16 protein-coding genes are annotated in these 18,482 nt (G+C 64.5%); 4 read left to right on the top strand and 12 right to left on the bottom strand.

Going from position 1 to position 18,482, the window contains the following annotated elements:
• Positions 1-196 precede the first annotated feature (196 nt).
• The 7 genes from holA to L0U80_RS02015 form a co-directional block, all read right to left on the bottom strand.
• A complete protein-coding gene (gene holA, locus L0U80_RS02045) occupies positions 197-1,372 on the bottom strand; it encodes a DNA polymerase III subunit delta (RefSeq protein WP_233862207.1) in 1,176 nt (391 codons plus the stop codon).
• Between the two features lie 38 nt (positions 1,373-1,410).
• The gene (locus tag L0U80_RS02040) at positions 1,411-1,962 is read right to left on the bottom strand and encodes an LPS-assembly lipoprotein LptE (protein ID WP_233862206.1); all 552 of its coding nucleotides are present in this window, start codon (positions 1,960-1,962) and stop codon (positions 1,411-1,413) included.
• Positions 1,963-2,044: 82 nt separating this feature from the next.
• On the bottom strand, positions 2,045-4,639 hold the full coding sequence (gene leuS, locus L0U80_RS02035) for a leucine--tRNA ligase (protein WP_233862205.1): 2,595 nt from the start codon (positions 4,637-4,639) through the stop codon (positions 2,045-2,047).
• A 263-nt stretch (positions 4,640-4,902) separates the two neighbouring features.
• Positions 4,903-5,337, bottom strand: coding sequence for an ExbD/TolR family protein (locus L0U80_RS02030; protein ID WP_233862204.1), 435 nt, complete (start codon positions 5,335-5,337; stop codon positions 4,903-4,905).
• A gap of 28 nt (positions 5,338-5,365) precedes the next feature.
• Positions 5,366-6,076, bottom strand: a complete 711-nt coding sequence (locus L0U80_RS02025) for a MotA/TolQ/ExbB proton channel family protein (RefSeq protein ID WP_233862203.1) — start codon at positions 6,074-6,076, stop codon at positions 5,366-5,368.
• A 78-nt stretch (positions 6,077-6,154) separates the two neighbouring features.
• A complete protein-coding gene (dapB, locus tag L0U80_RS02020) occupies positions 6,155-6,952 on the bottom strand; it encodes a 4-hydroxy-tetrahydrodipicolinate reductase (RefSeq protein ID WP_233862201.1) in 798 nt (265 codons plus the stop codon).
• 140 nt (positions 6,953-7,092) lie between these two features.
• Positions 7,093-7,995 (bottom strand): outer membrane protein assembly factor BamE, encoded by a 903-nt coding sequence (locus tag L0U80_RS02015; RefSeq protein ID WP_233862200.1) that lies wholly within the window; start codon positions 7,993-7,995, stop codon positions 7,093-7,095.
• A 167-nt stretch (positions 7,996-8,162) separates the two neighbouring features.
• On the opposite strand from L0U80_RS02015, the gene fur reads away from it, so the two are divergent.
• Entirely contained in the window at positions 8,163-8,591 is a 429-nt protein-coding gene (gene fur / locus L0U80_RS02010) for a ferric iron uptake transcriptional regulator (protein WP_124153704.1), read from the top strand.
• 145 nt (positions 8,592-8,736) lie between these two features.
• On the opposite strand, the gene gap is transcribed toward fur, so the two are convergent.
• The gene (gene gap / locus L0U80_RS02005) at positions 8,737-9,750 is read right to left on the bottom strand and encodes a type I glyceraldehyde-3-phosphate dehydrogenase (protein ID WP_233862199.1); all 1,014 of its coding nucleotides are present in this window, start codon (positions 9,748-9,750) and stop codon (positions 8,737-8,739) included.
• A gap of 110 nt (positions 9,751-9,860) precedes the next feature.
• Positions 9,861-11,894 carry a transketolase gene (gene tkt / locus L0U80_RS02000; RefSeq protein WP_233862198.1) on the bottom strand — a complete coding sequence of 678 codons (2,034 nt, stop codon included), beginning with the start codon at positions 11,892-11,894 and terminating at the stop codon, positions 9,861-9,863.
• A gap of 524 nt (positions 11,895-12,418) precedes the next feature.
• Here tkt and speE point away from each other — a divergent pair.
• The 3 genes from speE to L0U80_RS01985 all read left to right on the top strand — a co-directional run bounded on the left by speE (position 12,419) and on the right by L0U80_RS01985 (position 14,561).
• Positions 12,419-13,282 carry a polyamine aminopropyltransferase gene (speE, locus tag L0U80_RS01995; RefSeq protein WP_233862197.1) on the top strand — a complete coding sequence of 288 codons (864 nt, stop codon included), beginning with the start codon at positions 12,419-12,421 and terminating at the stop codon, positions 13,280-13,282.
• Between the two features lie 105 nt (positions 13,283-13,387).
• Positions 13,388-13,798 (top strand): VOC family protein, encoded by a 411-nt coding sequence (locus tag L0U80_RS01990; RefSeq protein ID WP_233862196.1) that lies wholly within the window; start codon positions 13,388-13,390, stop codon positions 13,796-13,798.
• A 22-nt stretch (positions 13,799-13,820) separates the two neighbouring features.
• Positions 13,821-14,561 carry a 16S rRNA (uracil(1498)-N(3))-methyltransferase gene (locus L0U80_RS01985; protein ID WP_233865578.1) on the top strand — a complete coding sequence of 247 codons (741 nt, stop codon included), beginning with the start codon at positions 13,821-13,823 and terminating at the stop codon, positions 14,559-14,561.
• Between the two features lie 84 nt (positions 14,562-14,645).
• Here the strand turns inward: L0U80_RS01985 and L0U80_RS01980 are convergent, their stop codons facing one another.
• The 3 genes from L0U80_RS01980 to L0U80_RS01970 form a co-directional block, all read right to left on the bottom strand.
• Positions 14,646-15,203, bottom strand: a complete 558-nt coding sequence (locus tag L0U80_RS01980) for a barstar family protein (protein ID WP_233862195.1) — start codon at positions 15,201-15,203, stop codon at positions 14,646-14,648.
• 16 nt (positions 15,204-15,219) lie between these two features.
• Complete coding sequence (locus tag L0U80_RS01975; RefSeq protein WP_373322177.1) at positions 15,220-15,609, bottom strand: ribonuclease; 390 nt, start codon at positions 15,607-15,609, stop codon at positions 15,220-15,222.
• 529 nt (positions 15,610-16,138) lie between these two features.
• Positions 16,139-18,433, bottom strand: a complete 2,295-nt coding sequence (locus L0U80_RS01970) for an NADP-dependent malic enzyme (RefSeq protein WP_233862194.1) — start codon at positions 18,431-18,433, stop codon at positions 16,139-16,141.
• Positions 18,434-18,482: the final 49 nt, after the last annotated feature.

Raw genomic sequence — 18,482 nt, 5'->3', positions numbered from 1 at the left:
ATGTCTGTCGTGATGCGGCGCGTAGTGCGTGCGCAGCCGTATTCAGGAAAAATTGATTGTAAGGCCAGCGCGGGTGGTCTGCCTGGCCTGCCCGGCAGGCGGAACAGCGTTGCGAAGCGCCGGCCGCGTGGCGATATCGCCCCGCAGGATGGCTGGAAGCAGGTGCCGGTCGGCTGGCCGGGCGAGCCGTGGCGGCTCAGCCTGGCCGGCGCACCGGCCCTGCGGACGGCGGTCGGCCGCCCGACGCGGTGCGGCCCGCTGGCCCAGCGACGCCGCGCGCGGCCACAGCAGCAGACGGCCGCGCAGAGGGGATCGAATCGCGTGGCGAAGCGACCGTCATCGCGAGTTCAAAGAGACCGTCCCACGCGTCCGGCGGCAGCGCATTGCGCCACTCGCCGCGCGCCTGCGCCGCAAGCCCCTTCACTTGACGGTCCAGCCGCGCCGCCAGCACGAGCGCACGCTCCAGCGCCGGCTCGGTAAGGCGCGACAGCGCCGGGCCGATCAGCCGCTCGCGCGGCCCCCAGACACGGTTCTCGCGCAACAACATCGCGAGTGGCTTACCCGCTGCGATGCCGCGCTTGACGCGCAATAGCGTGCGGATCTCCTCGACGACCGCCCAAAGCACCAGCACGGAAGCCTCACCCTCGCCGCGCAAACCGTCGAGCATGCGCGCGAGCCGCCCCGCGTCGCCGGTCAGCATCGCTTCATTGAGCTTGAAGACGTCGTAGCGCGCCACGTTGAGGACGGCGTCGTGAATCTGTTCGAAGCTCAGCACCCCCTGGGGATAAAGCAGGCCGAGTTTCTGGATCTCCTGATGGGCCGCGAGAAGGTTGCCCTCGACACGCTCCGCGACAAATTGCAGTGCGCGCCGCCCGTCCTCGCCGGGCGCTACGCGCTGGCCCTGCTGTGCGAGACGCTGGCCGATCCAGTTCGGCAATTGCGCGCGTTCGACGGGATCGACCTTCAGCGCGACGCCGCTGTCGGCCAGCGCCGTGAACCACGCCGACTTCTGTGTCGCTGCGTCCAGGCGCGGCAGCGTGACAAGCATGAGCACGTCGGGATTTGCCGATCCAGCGAGCGTCTTCAGCGCGTCCGCGCCTTCCTTGCCCGGCTTGCCCGAGGGAATGCGCAACTCGACCAGTTGGCGATCGCCGAAAAGCGACATCGACTGGCTGGCTCCGAGCAGCGAACTCCAGTCGAAACCGCGCTCGACGGTGAACACCGACCGGTCGGTGTAGCCCGCCGCGCGTGCGGCCGCGCGAATGCGGTCGCACGCCTCCTGGGCCAGCAGATGCTCGTCGCCATAGACGACGTAGAGCCCGGCAAGCCCTTTCGTGAGGTGCGGTTCGAGTGCGTCGAGTCGCAGTTGCATGGATAGCGCTTACGTCTGATCGGGACGAAAAGAAAGCATCAGAGCGGCGGCGGCGGCAGCGGCGCACCAGGCGCCACGCCCGGCACGACCTGCTCCGGCGTCGGGTGCAGTGTTCTCAGGACACCCAGCCGGCGCATGAGCTGATCGACGGCGTCCTTTTGCATGTCCGCGAACAGCAGGTCGGATTCCGTCACCTTCGCCGTGGAGAACTGGTCGCTATACGTCATCGCGCGGTTCAATGCGATCGCACTCGGCCGGATCAGCACTGAGCCGTCGGGTGACGTCAACGTGTAGTTGAGCGTCAAGTTGACCTGGTATTCCTGGACCACGCCCAGCTGGTTGAGCGTGAGCGTATTGAAGCTGCGCCCTTCGGTAATGTGCAGGACCGCGTCGGCGTTGGACACCGACTGGACCACCACCGAATCGCTCCCCCCTTCGACGAGGCGCGTGATGCGCGCCGCGACGGGCGGCGTCGCGCCGACGACGGCGAGGCGCTTGAACGCAAAGTCCTGCTGCCCGCGCAGCTGGAATCCGCACGCCGAAAGCATCAGCGCGCTGCATGCCAGTAACAGAAACGATCTGCGAATCACATGAGCTCCCGGGTTCGCGACAGGTTCGGAGCGTGGGCGGCACGCCACGCGTGCCACCCTCGACGCATCGGATGAGGCTAAATCAGACCACCACGTTCACGAGACGGCCCGGCACGACGATGACCTTCTTCGGCGCACGGCCTTCCGCGAACTTCACGAACGCTTCGTGCGCGAGTGCCGCAGCTTCGATCGCGTCCTTGCCCGCGTCCTTCGCAACCGTCACCGCACCGCGCACCTTGCCGTTCACCTGCAGCACGAGTTCAATTTCGGCCTGCTCCAGCGCCTTTTCATCGACCTTCGGCCAGGGCGCGTCAAGCAGCGTGCCGAATTCGTCGGCATAACCGAGTTCTTGCCACAGACGATACGTGAGGTGCGGTACGACCGGATACAGCACACGCAGCAGCACGCCGAACGTTTCGCGCTGCACGCCCGCGCCGGCGCCCTTGGCGCTTTCGATCGCGTTGAGCATCTTCATCGCGGCCGACACGACCGTGTTGTACTGCAGACGCTGGTAGTCGAAATCGGCCTGCTTGAGCACGCCGTAGACTTCGCGGCGCAGCGTCTTTTCGACGTCCGTCAGCGCGGCGGCGTCGAACGACTCACGTGCCTTGATCGCTTGCGCGTTCGCAAAACCGAACGCCCACACGCGGCGCAGGTAGCGGCTCGCACCTTCCACGCCCGCGCCCGACCATTCGAGCTGCTGCTCGGGCGGTGCCGCGAACATCGTAAAGAGACGCGCGGTATCCGCGCCGTACAGGTCGATCAGCACCTGCGGATCGACACCGTTGTTCTTCGACTTCGACATCTTCTCGATGCCGCCCAGCACCACGGGCTGGCCGTCAGCGTTGAGCGTCGCACCGGTCGGGCGGCCCTTGTCGTCGTGCGTGACCGTGACGTCGGCCGGGTTGTACCAGGTCTTCTTGCCCGATGCATCCTCGCGATAGAACGTCTCGTTGAGCACCATGCCCTGCGTGAGCAGGTTCTTCGCCGGCTCGGCGAACTTCACGAGACCGAGATCGCGCGAAACCTTCGCCCAGAAGCGCGAGTACAAGAGGTGAAGAATTGCGTGCTCGATGCCGCCGATGTACTGGTCCATCGGCATCCAGTAGTCGGTGCGTTCGTCGACCATGGTCGCAGCATTCGGCGCCGCGTAGCGGTAGAAGTACCACGACGAGTCGACGAACGTGTCCATCGTGTCGGTTTCACGCTTCGCGTCTGCGCCGCACTTCGGGCACTTGCAGTTCAGGAACGCTTCGAACTTCGCGAGCGGGTTGCCCGTGCCGTCCGGCACGAGGTCTTCCGGCAGCACGACGGGCAGGTCCTGCTCCGGCACCGGCACATCGCCGCAGCTCGGGCAATGGATGATCGGGATCGGCGTGCCCCAGTAGCGCTGGCGCGAGATGCCCCAGTCGCGCAGTCGCCACGTGACCTGCTTGTCGCCGAAGCCGTGCGCATTGAGATCTGCCGCGACGGCATCGACTGCCGCCGTGTAGTTCAGGCCGTCGAACTTGCCGCTGTTGATGCAGACCGCGCGCTCCTTGTCGCCGTACCACTCCTGCCAGCCGTCGAGCGAATAGGTCTCGCCTTCCACTGCGATCACTTGCTGGATCGGCAGGTCATACTTCTTCGCGAACGCGAAATCGCGCTCGTCGTGGCCCGGCACGCCCATCACCGCGCCTTCGCCATACGACATCAGCACGTAGTTGCCGATCCACACCGGCACCTCTTCGCGCGTGATCGGGTGCGCGACGGTGAAGCCCGTCGCGACGCCCTTCTTTTCCATCGTCGCGACGTCGGCTTCCGCGACGCTGCCGCTCTTGCATTCTTCGATGAACGCCTGCAGCTCCGGCTTGCCTTGCGCGAGACGCGCGGCGAGCGGGTGTTCAGCCGCGACCGCACAGAAGGTCACGCCCATGATCGTGTCGGCGCGCGTGGTGAACACGCGCAGCAGCTTCTTTTCGCCGTCGAGTTCGTACGGGAAGCCGAAGTTCACGCCGAAGCTCTTGCCGATCCAGTTCTGCTGCATGATCTTCACGCGCTCGGGCCAGCCGAGGCCGTCGAGATCGTTCAGCAGTTCATCGGCGTACTGCGTGATGCGCAGGTAGTACATCGGGATTTCGCGCTTTTCGACGAGCGCGCCCGAACGCCAACCGCGGCCGTCGATCACCTGCTCGTTCGCGAGCACGGTCTGATCGACCGGGTCCCAGTTCACCGTGCCGGTCTTCTTGTACGCGATGCCCTTCTCGAGCATCTTCAGGAAGAACCACTGGTTCCACTTGTAGTAGTCGGGATTGCAGGTGGCGAGCTCACGCGACCAGTCGATGGCAAGACCCATCGACTGCATCTGGCCCTTCATGTACGCGATGTTGTCGTACGTCCACTTCGCGGGCGGCACGCCGTTGGCCATCGCCGCGTTCTCGGCGGGCATGCCGAACGCGTCCCAGCCCATCGGCATCAGCGTGTTGTAGCCGTTCATCCGCAGATAGCGGTACATCACGTCGTTGATCGTGTAGTTCCGCACGTGACCCATGTGCAGCTTGCCCGACGGATACGGCAGCATCGAGACGCAATAGAACTTGGGCTTGTCGGCCTTTTCGGCCGTCCGGTAAGCGTCGCTGTCGCGCCATTCGCCTTGGGCGGCGGATTCGACGTCGGAGGGAACGTATTTTTCGAGCATGGTGTGGATGGGGGACGCAGATTCTGGCTGATTCGGTGCCGGCTTAGGACACCCCGGCACCGAAGCCGGCGGTTCGTCGAACCGGCTGGTAACGGTGGCTTTTCTGGGCCCTTTTTACAGGGAAACGCTGATTATACCGTTGAGCTGGCCGCGTTTTCCGCCTTATGGGATTCGCGGCTGCGAAGTAGGCGCTCGAGGGACTGCGCGCAAAGCGCACCAGGACCGCCATCCGATGCGAGAAGCGCGCCGCACCGGCGCCGAGCTCACTGTTTGCCGTCGTGCGGCGGCTCGGTCACAAAGCCGATGCGCGCAATCCCCGCCTGCTGCGCTGCGCCCATGACCTGCGCGATCACCTCATAGCGCGTGTCGCGTGCAGCCCGCAACTGCAGATCGGGCTGGGCGTCCTCGGCCGCCTTGCCGGCGGCGGTGAAGCGCGCGCGCATCTCGTCGAGGGAGATCGGCTGGCCATTCCAGTAGAGCTTGCCGGCGGCGTCGATGGACAGCGCGACGGTCTGCGGCGTCTGCCGCGCGGGCTCGGCTGCGACCTGCGGCAGATCGAGCCGGATTGCGTGCGTGAAAAGTGGCGCGGTGATGATGAAGATGACGAGCAGCACGAGCATGACGTCGATGAGCGGCGTCATGTTGATGTCCGCCATCGGCGCCGAGTCGCGCTTTCTTTCGAGTCCGCCGAATGCCATCAGATGCTCCTTCGTCGCGCGAACGGTGTCAGTCGGGGTCCGATTCGAGCGCCGCCTGGCGCCGCGGCGCTGTGCCTGCGGGCGGGCAGACGTAGGCGTGCAGATCGTGCGCGAAGCCGTCGAGATCGTCGCCGAGCTGGCGCGCGAGCCGCCCGAGCACGTTATAGGCGAGCACAGCCGGAATGGCGACGACGAGACCGAAGGCCGTCATGATGAGCGCCTCGCCCACGGGGCCGGCGACGTTCTCGATCATGGCCTGACCGCTCGCAGCAATGCTGCCGAGCGCGTGATAGATGCCCCACACGGTGCCGAGCAGGCCGACGAAGGGCGCCGTACTGCCCACCGACGCGAGCAGCACGTGCCCAAATTCAAGCCGCCGCTGCGACGCCAGCAATGCGGTGCGTAGCGCCCGCAGCACGCGTTCGCTGCGATCGACTCTGGCGAGCAGCACGCCGGATGTGTCGGCCTCGGCGGCTGCGAGCGCCGCTTCGGCCAGCGGGGCAAAGATACGCTCCCGGTCGGCGCGCCGCATGAGTGCGACGCCTTCGGAAAGCGTGCGCGCCTGCCAGAACTGCGCGATCGCACGCGGCCCCTGGCGCTTCGCGCGCACGAGCAGCGAAGCCTTGACGATCAGAAAGCACCAGCTCGCAACCGACATCGCGAGCAACACCCACGCCACCGCGTGCGTGACGGCATCGCTCGTCTGCAGATAGTGAATGACTCCGGTACCCGTTGCCATCTGACCTCGCTATCCGGTAATCCGGCTATTCAGCCAATTGTCCGACCCGCGCGCCGGGGTCGATTTGGGACGATGCGCTCAGCGCAGGCCGAGCACGTCCTGCATATCGTACAGCCCGCGCGATTTGTCTTCGAGAAAGCGCGCCGCGCGCACGCTGCCCTGCGCGTAAGACTGGCGACTCGACGACTTGTGCGTGATCTCGATGCGCTCGCCAATACCTGCAAACAGAACGGTATGGTCGCCGACAATGTCGCCGCCGCGAATCGCCGAAAACCCGATGGTCGACGGATCGCGCTCGCCGGTCACGCCATGGCGCCCGTAGACGGCGCAGTCGTCCAGACTGCGGCCGAGCGCATGCGCAACCGCTTCGCCCATCGCGAGTGCCGTGCCCGAGGGCGCGTCGACCTTGTGGCGGTGGTGCGCCTCGATGACCTCGATGTCATAGCCGGTCGCGAAGAAACGCGCCGCGTACTCGAGCAGCTTGAGCGTGACGTTGACGCCGACGCTCATATTCGCCGCGAACATGATGGCAACCTTTTCGGCGGCGGCCGTGAGCTGCGCCTTCTGCTGCGCGTCGAATCCGGTCGTGCCGATCACCATTTTGACGTTGTGGCGCTGCGCGGCCTCCAGATGCACGAGCGTGCCTTCCGGGCGAGTGAAGTCGATCAGGCAATCGCTCGCTGCGAACACGGCGTCGATGTCGTCCGTGATGCGCACGCCAGTGTCCTTGCCAAGGAGCGCGCCAGCGTCCTGACCAATGGCCGCTGAGCCCTTGCGGTCCAGCGCACCCGACAGGGTCACATCGGGCGAATTCAGGACGGTTTCGATGAGCATCCGGCCCATGCGGCCCGACGCCCCGGCAATTGCGATTCTCATGTTCATTCCCGCAACGTTGGCGCGGCGCCGGCACTGAAACCGGCACTGCGAAAAAAACACGGCGGCCCGAAGCCGCCGACAAGAAGGTAAGCGCAGCCCAACCGGCGCGCTTCACCTTGTATCGCTAACGGACAACCCGATCAGTCGCCCGTTCCGGAGGCCGGCATAGCAGGCGGCGCCGTGAGCGGTTCGCTCGGTGCCGGCGGCTGCGTATTCGTGTTGCCGGTGCCCTGCGCGCCCGTGGTCGGACCGACGGGGTTCGACTCGAAGCCCTGGACCTGCGGCTGCGGCTTGCGCTGGAGCTGAACCTGCGACGGCATCGTGCCCCCGTTCGGCGGCAGCGCATTCGACAGCGGCGCGTTCGCACGCACCGACGGCGTCACCCTGGCCGGCATCTGCACCGCGTCCGTGGCGCGGTTCGCAGCGGCAGCGGCTTGCGCGTTGGCGTCGAGCGGCAGTGCGGACGTGGCGGTGCCGAGATCCGACGACGGCGTGCGCGCGGTATCGGGGACAGTCGGACCGACGGCAGCTGCAGCGGCCTCCGAGGCAGCCGCCGCGGCAACGGCCGGCGACGCGGGCGCGGTGGCGTGCTTCTTGCCTGAGCGGTCACCGTCGATTTCGGCAAGCAGTTCCAGGTTCGAAGGCAGGTCGTCGCCGCCGGACCAGCTCGCGACACGGTCGCCTTCGAACATCACGATGAAGTCACGCTGCTGGACCACCGCGGTCGAGCCGCGCTTGAAATAGAAGACGTAGTCCCAGCGGTTGTCGTGGAACATGTCCGTCAGGAGCGGCGTGCCGAGCAGCTGGCGCACCTCGGCGCGCGACATGCCCACATGCATCTGGGCCGCGGCCTCCTTGGACACGAAGTTGCCCTGGACGATCGTGATCCGGTACGGCGTAATCTTCTGTGCGACGCGCTGCGTGAGGCTGTCGTAAGTCGAGCAGCCGGAAAGCCCCGAAAGTGCTGCTGCGGCCAGCAGGGCGCATGCCAGGGCGCTCGAAAGACGGCCGCCCCGACCGATCGTTTTGGATTCTGGAATCATTTGCCTCACCGTGCGGGCTTGTCGCGAAGCCGCGCCTACTGTCGAATAACTATGTCTATTGACTATCGAAACTGCCGACGAATCTGCCAAATTTGTGCCAAAGATGACCGGAACAGCAAACCGCATTAACATTAGAACCCAGCATTGTACTCCAGGGACTACTCGTCATGACCAATCCAGCCGATCTCAAGAATATCGGGCTCAAGGCAACTCTGCCTAGACTCAAGATCCTGGAAATTTTCCAACACAGCCCGGTGCGTCACCTCACCGCTGAAGACGTCTATCGCAACCTGCTCAATGAGGAACTCGACATCGGGCTTGCAACCGTCTACCGCGTGCTCACGCAGTTCGAGCAAGCCGGACTGCTCACGCGCAGCAACTTCGAATCGGGCAAGGCAGTCTTCGAACTGAACGAGGGCAGCCATCACGACCACCTCGTCTGCCTCGACTGCGGGCGCGTCGAGGAGTTCTTCGACCCCGAAATCGAAAAACGCCAGCAGGCGATCGCCGCGGAGCGCGGCTTCAAGCTGCAGGAACACGCGCTCGCGCTCTACGGCGGGTGCACGAAGGAAAACTGCCCGCACCGCAAGCACTGACGTCAGCGCGCGGCGCGCCGTACCAGCATGCAAACGCCACGGCCTGAAACGCCGTGGCGTTTTGCTGTGTGCCGGGTGCTGTGACTCGAATCAGCCGAAAAAAAACCGCCCCTAGGGGCGGTTTTTTGTGCGGAACTGCGCGTGCTTACTTGGCGTTCGCGAGCGCGACAGCCGTGTCCAGCATACGGTTCGAGAAGCCCCACTCGTTGTCGTACCAGCTCGACACCTTGACGAGACGGCCCGAAACCTTGGTCAGCGTGGCGTCGAACGTCGACGAAGCCGGGTTGTGGTTGAAGTCGATCGAAACCAGCGGCGCCGTGTTGTAGCCGAGGATGCCCTTGAGCTCTGCGCTTTCCGACGCTTCCTTCATGATCGCGTTGACTTCTTCAACCGTCGTGTCGCGCTTGGCGATGAACGACAGGTCGACGACCGACACGTTGATCGTCGGGACGCGCATGGCGTAGCCGTCGAGCTTGCCATTCAGTTCCGGCAGCACGAGGCCGACTGCGGCAGCAGCGCCCGTCTTCGTCGGGATCTGGCTCATCGTGGCCGAGCGCGCGCGGCGCAGGTCTTCGTGGTACACGTCGGTCAGAACCTGGTCGTTCGTGTACGCGTGGATCGTGGTCATCAGACCCGTTTCCAGACCGATCTTGTCGTTCAGCGGCTTGACCATCGGTGCCAGGCAGTTCGTCGTGCACGATGCGTTCGAGATGACCGTGTCCGATGCCTTCAGAACGTTGTGGTTCACGCCGTAGACGATCGTCGCGTCGACGTCCTTACCGCCCGGCGCCGAGATGATGACCTTCTTCGCGCCACCCTTCAGGTGCGCGCTCGCCTTTTCCTTGGTCGTGAAGAAGCCCGTGCATTCGAACACGACGTCGACGCCCAGCTCACCCCACGGCAGTTCGGCCGGGTTGCGGTTCGCCAGCACGCGAATACGGTCGCCGTTGACGACGAGGTAGTCACCGTCCACCGAGACTTCGCCCGGGAACTTGCCGTGAGCCGTGTCGTATTGCGTCAGATGTGCGTTGGTCTTCGCATCACCCAGGTCGTTGATCGCAACGATCTGGATGTCGTGCTTCTTGCCGTTCTCGTAGAACGCGCGCAGCGTGTTACGGCCGATGCGGCCATAGCCGTTGATGGCGACGCGAATGGTCATGATTTATCTCCTGGTGGCTGAAAAGATCTTGTACCGGTGCGTCTGCGCTGGGGCATTTCACGCTGCGCACACGGCAACGGGTTCGCGCGTGGCGAACCCGTCGAGCATGCTTAGTTGTCGAGTGCGGCCTTCACCGTCGCGACGATGTGCTCGACCGTGAAGCCGAAGTGCTTGAACAGCACGCCGGCCGGCGCCGATTCGCCGAACGTGTCGATGCCGACCACGCCGCCTTCAAGGCCGACGTACTTGCGCCAGAAGTCGGTCACGCCCGCTTCGATCGCAACGCGGCGCACGCCCTTCGGCAGCACGCGTTCGCGATAGTCGGCGTCCTGCTTGTCGAACACGTTGGTCGACGGCATCGAAACCACGCGAGCGCCAATACCCTCGCGCTGCAGCGGCTCGACGGCCTTGAGCGCCAGTTCGACTTCCGAGCCCGTCGCGATCAGGATGATCTTGCGGCCGGGGATGTCGTCGTTCCAGTCGCGCAGCACGTAGCCGCCCTTCGCGATGTTCGCGATCTGCGCGTCCGTGCGCTCGCTGTACGCCAGATTCTGACGGCTGAACACAAGAGTCGACGGGCCGTGATGCTCGATCGACTGGGTCCAGGCCACCGCCGTTTCGACGGTGTCGGCCGGACGCCAGAGCGTCATGTTCGGGATCAGGCGCAGGCTCGATACGTGTTCGATCGACTGGTGCGTGGGGCCATCTTCGCCGAGGCCGATCGAGTCGTGCGTGAACACGAAGATCGACGGGCACTTCATCAGCGCGGCGACGCGCAGCGCGTTGCGGCTGTAGTCCGAGAACGTGAGGAACGTGCCGCCGAACGCCTTGTAGCCGCCGTGCAGCGTGATGCCGTTGAGCGCAGCGCTCATGCCGAACTCGCGCACGCCGTAGTTGACGTGGTTGCCCCACTGGATGCCGTGCTCGCCCGCGCGGACGGGCTTCGAAGCCTTCCAGTTGGTGAGGTTCGAACCGGTCAGGTCGGCCGAGCCGCCGAGCAGTTCGGGCAGCACGGCAGCGAGACCTTCGATGGCCTGTTGCGAAGCCTTGCGGGTCGCGACGGTTTCCTTGCGCGCGTCGGCGCCGGCGATGATTTCGGCGGCCTTCTGCGCCCAGTCGGCGGGCAGCTTGCCAGCCATACGACGTTCGAATTCGACCGCTTCAGCCGGATATTTCGACTTGTACGCCGCGAACGACTCGTTCCAGGCCGCTTCGAACTTCGCACCGGCAGCTTTGCCGCTCCAGTCTGCGTAGACTTCCTGGGGCACCACGAACGGCTCCCACTTCCAGTCCGACGCAGCGCGCCACTTCGCGATTTCATCCGCGCCGAGCGCCGCGCCGTGCACGTCGTGGCCGCCCTGCTTCGTGGGCGCGCCCTTGCCGATGATCGTCTTGCAGCAGATCAGCGTCGGCTTGTCCGAAGCCTTCGCCTTCTGGATAGCGGCGTCGACCGCATCGACGTCATGGCCGTCGACATGCGGGACCACATTCCAGCCGTACGCTTCGAAGCGCTTGGGCGTGTCGTCGTGGAACCAGTTCACGACATCGCCGTCGATCGAGATGCCGTTGTCGTCGTAGAGCGCGATCAGCTTGTTCAGCTTGAGCGTGCCGGCCAGCGAGCAGGCTTCGTGCGAGATGCCTTCCATCAGGCAGCCGTCGCCGAGGAACACGTAGGTGTGGTGATCGACGATCTTGGCGTCAGCCTTGTTGAACTCGGCGGCGAGAAGCGCTTCGGCGAGCGCCATGCCAACCGCGTTCGCCAGACCTTGGCCGAGCGGGCCCGTGGTCGTCTCGACGCCGGCCGTGATGCCGTATTCCGGGTGGCCCGGCGTCTTCGAGTGCAGTTGACGGAAGTTCTTCAGCTCTTCGATCGGCAGGTCGTAGCCGGTCAGATGCAGCAGCGAGTACAGCAGCATCGAGCCATGGCCGTTCGACAGCACGAAGCGATCGCGGTCACTCCAGTGCGGATTCGACGGGTTGTGGCGCAGATGGCGCGACCACAGCGCGACGGCGATCTCGGCCATGCCCATCGGCATGCCGGGGTGGCCGGAATTCGCTTGCTGGACGGCGTCCATGGACAGTGCGCGGATCGCGTTGGCCATCAACTTGATGGTAGCGGGGGAGGCGGAGGACGGGGTCGTCATGTCGAGTCCGGGGAACGAGGGCAAATAGCGGCGTGCGCGACGTTCGCGCACCACAGCGCGGGGATCCGGAAGGTCTGCCAACAACTGCTCCGGCGCACGAGGCGGGCGCCGGGAGACGCGAGAGGCCAGAGCAAACGGAATGGGCTGCAAAGCGTAACATTCTAGCAGATCGTGCGGATTATCCCTGGCTGACAGAGGGACGGCCCACGCGTTTTCGGGACGCAGAAGCCTCACCGCAGGACCGCAGCGTCATGGCCCCGCTACCCGCGCGCAGCGCATCACGCGGTCCCCGCCCGGCGGCGTCAGCCGGTAAGTGGATGTGGCACCACATCGCGGATTTCGGCTGCGCGAGACCATCGCGTATGCGCCCTCAAAATGCGCAGCCCTACGCGCGTCGCACGCCGCGTTTTTTCGCGCGTAAACCCCGAAACAGCGTGACCCAACCGCCGTGTACATCCCCGTATAATGCGGCCGTTGCCTATTTTTCAGACAGCGCCGCCGCACAATCCGGCGCGCCCGAATCCGTGAATACCCCGCTGCTTTTCCACCCCGCCGCCGACGCCGTATACGGCTTCCCCGGCGCGCACCGCCTTGCCTGTGTCGATTCGGCATGGCAGCGCATTGAGGTCTGGAACACGCCGCAGCTTGGTTGCCTGTTCACGCTCGACGGCCGCCCGATGACATCCGCCGGCGACGAATTCATCTACCACGAGTGCATGACGCACCCGGCCGCGCTTACGCATCCGGCCCCGCGCGCGGCACTTGTGCTGGGCGGCGGCGACGGGGGTGCGGCGCGCCAGCTGCTCGGACATCGTGGGATCGAGCGCATTGTCGTCGCCGAGCTGGATCCCGACGTCGTGCGACTGACCGGCGACTACCTGCCGCAGGTGCGAGGTTCGGCATTCGACGATCCGCGCGTGCAACTGGTGATCGGCGACGCCGCGGCGTTCGTCGCGCGTGCGCAGGAACGCTTCGACCTCGTCGTATTCGATTTGACCCCGCCTGATTCACCCGCAGCAGGCCTCTACACGCCGGACTTCTATGCCCGACTCAAGCGCGTCATGACCGACGATGCGCTGATCTCGCTGCATCTCGGCTCGCCGTGGCACCACGCGTCGCGCGTCGGTGCGCTGCTCGATGGCCTGCGTGCCTCGTTTGCCGTGGTGCGGCCGCTTGCCGCCTACGTACCGCTTTACGGGTCGTTATGGTTGATGGCGATCGCGAGCGACCGGCTAGACCCTGTTGCGATCGATGCGGCCACACTGCGCGCAAGGCTCGACGAACGCGGGATTGGCGGGTTGCGCCTTTACGACGCCGACCTGCACGCAGCGCTCTTCGCAACGGCACTGTCGATACGCAACAAACCGGGTCGATTCGTGGATCCGTAGCGCGCACAACATGGCACCGCGTTGCACTATTGGCGTGTTGAGCGAATTTTTCTGCTTCCACCGTCTCGCCCCCTCCATCAAAACTGCGAACACTGGAGAGACCTGATGTCCCCATCCCGCCCCGCCGGTGTGCCGTGGCTCACGCCGTATCTGACGGTACGCGACGCTCGCGCCACGATGGCCTTCTTCGAGGCGGCGTTCGGATTTGTCGTGCGAGATTGCGTGGAAGACGACGGGGCGGTGATGCACGTGGAGATGACTTATCACGATCAGTTGATCGTGATGTTTGCGCCGGAAGGTGCATTTGGCTCGACGGCACACACGCCGAAGAGCGCGGGGACAACGGCCCCACAGTCCTTTTACCTTTACGTCGACAATGTCGATTCGGTCTATGCGCGGGCGCTCGAAGCCGGCGCGAAATCGCTGAGCGAGCCACAAGACCAGTTCTGGGGAGACCGTTTCGCACAGGTCGAAGACCTCGACGGCTACCGCTGGGCGCTTGCTCGCAACCTGTAATGAAGCAATGAAAACCTGTCTTATGCCCCGCTTTTTTGTCGGTAATCCTCTACAACCCGGCGATGTCGTCCCACTGCCCGACCAGGTCACGCGACACGTCCAGGTATTGCGCCTGCAGCCCGGCGACACGATCGTTCTCTTCAACGGCACCGGCGGCGAATACAGCGCCGAAATCGTCGAAATGGAACGCCGCGACACGACAGTGCGCATCGACTCGTTCCGCGACGTCGAAGCCGAGCCGCCATACCGGCTCACGCTCGCGCAGGGCATTGCCGGCAGCGACAAGATGGACTGGCTGATCGAAAAGGCTGTCGAGCTGGGCGCGACGAGCTTCGTGCCGCTCACCACGTCGCGCAGCGTCGTGCGCCTTTCGGGCGAACGCGCCCAGCGGCGCCAGACACACTGGCAGCGCATCGTTCAATCGGCGTGCGAACAATGCGGGCGCAACCGTCTGCCGGACGTCGCGCCGTCGCGCGAGATCGGAACCTGGCTCGGCGCCATGCCGAAAACGCCCGCGGAAGGTGAACTGCGCGTGATCCTTTCGCCGCGCGCGAACGCCTCGTTCGCGACACTGCCGGGCGATCCGCCCAAAGGCGAGGTGACCGTGCTGGTGGGGCCGGAAGGCGGATTTTCCTCGGCGGAAGAAGCGGCCGCCGAAAGCCACGGCTTCATTCCGGTGGGACTCGGACCGCGCGTCCTGCGGACCGAAACGGCCGGCATTGCGGTCCTTGCAGCACTGGCTGCGCGCTGGCGCGGCTGGTAAAAATGACAAGGCCCGCCATTGGGCGGGCCTGTGCGGATCTGTCGCGTGAAAGCGACTGTTCCGACGGACTACTGAGGACGCGCGTCAGGCGAACGAATAAAAGACGCGGAACGGTACTTTGCGCTCGGCCCAGTATTCGGAGGCTTCGCGGAACACGTCGAGCAGCGTCTCGCGCCCGTCCTTGTCGAACTTCTGTGCGATCGGCAAGCCTTCGAGGACGACAACAAAACCCGGCTGCTCGCCCGCTTTCTGCACCAGATCGGTGAGGCAGTCGTACAACCCGTCGTAGTTCTTGCCAAAGTGCTTCGGAAACAGGAACGACAACGCGATGGTTTCGAGCACTTCCTGCTTGCTTTTGGCGTTTGCGCAGAAGGCGTAAAGGAAATGCTGCTGTAGAGCCTGCGCCTCGTCATGGAGATCCTGCACGCGAAACGCGCGGATCGACTGGACGATGTTCGGCCGGACAGTCGCGAACAGGCTCATGCCCCCCTCGTTCTCTGAAAGCGCGCCGCCTTCGCCGCGCGCCGCTTCACTCTGCTCGCCGTGCTTCATCTGCATGACTCGCTGGAACAGGTTGCCCTCTCCGGACGCGAACGGATCGCTCGCGACCCGCGGGTCGTGCGCGTAGATGTTATCGCTCATGCCGCTCTTCCCGGTGTCATTCAACAATTCGCTTAAAACTGGCGTAATGGTCGTCGGAGTAGTAACAGTCGTCGGTCTGTCGCAGTGGCCCGCCGCAGACGATGCGCCGTGCGCCGCGGTTGTGCGCGCGAGGCGTCGGCACCGTGTACTCGTGGTAATAGCCGCGCCGGTGGTATGGCAGCGCCCGCTCGAAATTGCCGAACACGACGCCATCCTTTTCAAACGGGTAAGGACCGCCTGTCGCAATGAGACCAAGCGTATTGACCGCTTCGGTCGGCAACTGGCCGACCGCTATCGTGCCGATGTTGGCCGGGACATCGTCGGAAGGGGTGCTTCGCGCCTGAGCGGACTCGAGCCCGCCCGTCGCAAACGTTGCCGCAACAACCAGTGCCGCGACCGTCGCCACCCGGCGAATGCTGCCAAAACAAAGGTTCAGGGTAGCGGGTACTCTCACCGCGTTGCGTTCATGCCCTGGTTTTTGCCCGGTTTTTCGCCCTGACCCCAGTCCGGTTCTCAGCCCAGATTCCGGATCAGGTTCCAGCGCAGATTCCAGCGCATTTTCGAGGACTAGCAGCCCCATGCGTGCCATCTACCAGATTCCCGCTAATCGGTTGCTGCGTTCGACGACCGTGAAAACTGTAAGGGTAGCGCTAAAGCACCCCAGAAGCAACGTTCGCCAGGCTGGGGCACGGGCTCATTGATCGCGCACAAGCCGTAAAGCGGTAAAAATTACAACCGCTTCGCCACACGACAGATGGGACGACATCGATCTGGATGGCACGCGATTGGTGCCGGGCGAACGACCGCAGGCAGGCGCCGGCGCACCCGTGGCAGGGCAATTGCCTCATCAGACGACAGTTCGATTCGCAAACTGGCGCACCTGTTGCGGGTGCGCCAGTTTCCGAGGGGCACGATTGCTGGCCCCACGCCGCTTATTAACGCGACGCGTTCACATCTGCGACGAGCAACGCAGCCATGTTGACGATGCGGCGCACCGTGGCCGAAGCCGTCAGCACATGCACCGGCTTCGCCGCGCCGAGCAGGATCGGGCCAATCGCGATGTTGTTGCCCGCCGCGGTCTTGAGCAGGTTGTACGAGATATTCGCCGCGTCGATATTCGGCATGACGAGCAGGTTCGCTTCGCCTTCCAGCGTCGAATCCGGCAGGATTTCGCGGCGCAGGGTCGCGTCGAGCGCAACATCGCCGTGCATTTCGCCATCCACCTGCAGGTCGGGCGCGCGTTCCTTCAGGATTTCGAGCAGATCGCGCATCTTCTGCGCGGACGGCGCGAGGCTCGATCCGAAATTCGAGTGCGAGCAAAGCGCGATCTTCGGCTCGATGCCGAAGCGGCGCACTTCCTCGGCGGCCATGATCGTGATCTCGGCGAGTTGCGCGGGCGTCGGATCGATGTTGACATGCGTGTCGACGATAAAGATCTGGCGGTTCGGCAGCACCAGCGCGTTCATCGCCCCGTAGACGCTGCAGCCGTCCTTCTTGCCGATCACCTGATCGATGAAGTGCAGATGGCGATGCGTCGTGCTGATCGTGCCGCAGATCATGCCGTCGGCCTCGCCCTTCCTCACGAGCATCGAGCCGATCAGCGTGGTGCGCCGGCGCATTTCGAGCTTCGCCATTTGCGGCGTAATGCCCTTGCGCGCCATCAGCTTCGCGTAGGTCTGCCAGAAGTCCCAGTAGCGCTCGTCGTGGTCGGTATTGACGACCGTGTAATCCTGCCCCGCGACGAGACGCAGGCCGAAGCGCGCCATGCGATGCTCGATCACGTTCGGACGGCCGATCAGGATGGGCTTCGCGAGCTTTTCGTCGACGACGATCTGCACGGCGCGCAGGACGCGCTCCTCTTCGCCCTCGGCAAAAACGATGCGCTTCTTCTCGGGCTCGACCGCGCGCGCGATCTGGAAGATCGGCTTCATGGTCGTGCCGCTGTGATACACGAAATGCTGCAGGTGTTGCTCGTAGGCGTCCATGTCCTCGATCGGACGTGTCGCGACGCCCGAATCCATCGCCGCCTTGGCAACGGCCGGTGCGATCTTGACGATCAGACGCGGATCGAAGGGTTTAGGAATCAGGTACTCCGGGCCGAACTGCAGGTCCTGGATGCCGTAAGCGGTGGCGACGACGTCGCTCTGCTCCTGGCGCGCGAGTTCGGCGATGGCGTTCACCGCCGCGATTTCCATTTCCCGCGTCACCGTCGTCGCGCCTACGTCGAGCGCGCCGCGGAAGATGAACGGGAAGCACAGCACGTTGTTCACCTGATTCGGATAATCGGTGCGGCCGGTGGCGAGCACGGCGTCCGGGCGCACTTCGAGCGCGAGTGCGGGCAGGATTTCGGGCGTCGGGTTCGCAAGCGCGAGGATCAGCGGCTTTGCGGCCATCTGCTTGACCATGTCCTGCTTGAGCACACCGCCCGCCGAGAGGCCGAGGAAAATGTCCGCGCCGTCGATCACTTCCGCGAGCGTGCGCGCATCTGTTTCACGCGCGAAGCGTTCCTTGTCCGGATCCATCAGTTCCGTGCGGCCCTTGTAGACCACGCCCGCGAGGTCGGTGACGATGATGTTCCCCATCGGCAGGCCCAGATCGACGAGCAGGTCGAGGCAGGCAAGCGCCGCGGCGCCCGCGCCCGAAGCCACGAGCTTCACTTCCTTGATGCTCTTGCCGACAACCTTCAGCCCGTTCGTGACCGCCGCGGCGACGACAATGGCGGTGCCGTGCTGGTCGTCGTGGAAAGCGGGAATCTTCATGCGCTTGCGGCACTCGCGCTCGACGATGAAACAGTCCGGCGCCTTGATGTCTTCGAGATTAATGCCGCCGAACGTGGGTTCGAGCGCCGCAATCACCTCGACGAGCTTGTGCGGGTCCGATTCGTTGAGTTCGATGTCGAACACGTCGATGCCCGCGAACTTCTTGAAGAGCACCGCCTTGCCCTCCATGACCGGCTTCGACGCGAGCGGCCCGATGTTGCCGAGGCCGAGCACCGCCGTACCGTTCGTCACGACGCCGACGAGATTGCTGCGCGCCGTGAAACGCGCAGCATTCAGCGGATCCTCGACGATCGCCTCGCACGCGAATGCCACGCCCGGCGAGTACGCGAGCGAGAGGTCGCGCTGGTTGATCATCTGCTTGGTCGGTGCGATCGCAATCTTCCCGGGGGTGGGAAACTCGTGGTAATCGAGTGCGGCTTCGCGGAGCTTGTTCGTGGCGGAATCTTGCATGGCGGGCGAATGTCGAGGGCAGATTAGAATGGCAAGTCGAAACCATTGT

This window comes from Paraburkholderia adhaesiva (assembly GCF_021390575.1).
Lineage (GTDB): Bacteria > Pseudomonadota > Gammaproteobacteria > Burkholderiales > Burkholderiaceae > Paraburkholderia > Paraburkholderia adhaesiva.
This window is presented reverse-complemented; position numbering and strand designations above follow the sequence as displayed.

What these genes read in the sequence shown, in the direction of transcription:
- holA (WP_233862207.1), bottom strand. Translation starts at nt 1,372, where the DNA reads ATGCAACTGCGACTCGACGCACTCGAACCGCACCTCACGAAAGGGCTT.
- leuS (WP_233862205.1), bottom strand. Translation starts at nt 4,639, where the DNA reads ATGCTCGAAAAATACGTTCCCTCCGACGTCGAATCCGCCGCCCAAGGC.
- L0U80_RS02030 (WP_233862204.1), bottom strand. Translation starts at nt 5,337, where the DNA reads ATGGCATTCGGCGGACTCGAAAGAAAGCGCGACTCGGCGCCGATGGCG.
- L0U80_RS02025 (WP_233862203.1), bottom strand. Translation starts at nt 6,076, where the DNA reads ATGGCAACGGGTACCGGAGTCATTCACTATCTGCAGACGAGCGATGCC.
- dapB (WP_233862201.1), bottom strand. Translation starts at nt 6,952, where the DNA reads ATGAGAATCGCAATTGCCGGGGCGTCGGGCCGCATGGGCCGGATGCTC.
- L0U80_RS02015 (WP_233862200.1), bottom strand. Translation starts at nt 7,995, where the DNA reads ATGATTCCAGAATCCAAAACGATCGGTCGGGGCGGCCGTCTTTCGAGC.
- fur (WP_124153704.1), top strand. Translation starts at nt 8,163, where the DNA reads ATGACCAATCCAGCCGATCTCAAGAATATCGGGCTCAAGGCAACTCTG.
- gap (WP_233862199.1), bottom strand. Translation starts at nt 9,750, where the DNA reads ATGACCATTCGCGTCGCCATCAACGGCTATGGCCGCATCGGCCGTAAC.
- tkt (WP_233862198.1), bottom strand. Translation starts at nt 11,894, where the DNA reads ATGACGACCCCGTCCTCCGCCTCCCCCGCTACCATCAAGTTGATGGCC.
- L0U80_RS01990 (WP_233862196.1), top strand. Translation starts at nt 13,388, where the DNA reads ATGTCCCCATCCCGCCCCGCCGGTGTGCCGTGGCTCACGCCGTATCTG.
- L0U80_RS01985 (WP_233865578.1), top strand. Translation starts at nt 13,821, where the DNA reads ATGCCCCGCTTTTTTGTCGGTAATCCTCTACAACCCGGCGATGTCGTC.
- L0U80_RS01980 (WP_233862195.1), bottom strand. Translation starts at nt 15,203, where the DNA reads ATGAGCGATAACATCTACGCGCACGACCCGCGGGTCGCGAGCGATCCG.
- L0U80_RS01970 (WP_233862194.1), bottom strand. Translation starts at nt 18,433, where the DNA reads ATGCAAGATTCCGCCACGAACAAGCTCCGCGAAGCCGCACTCGATTAC.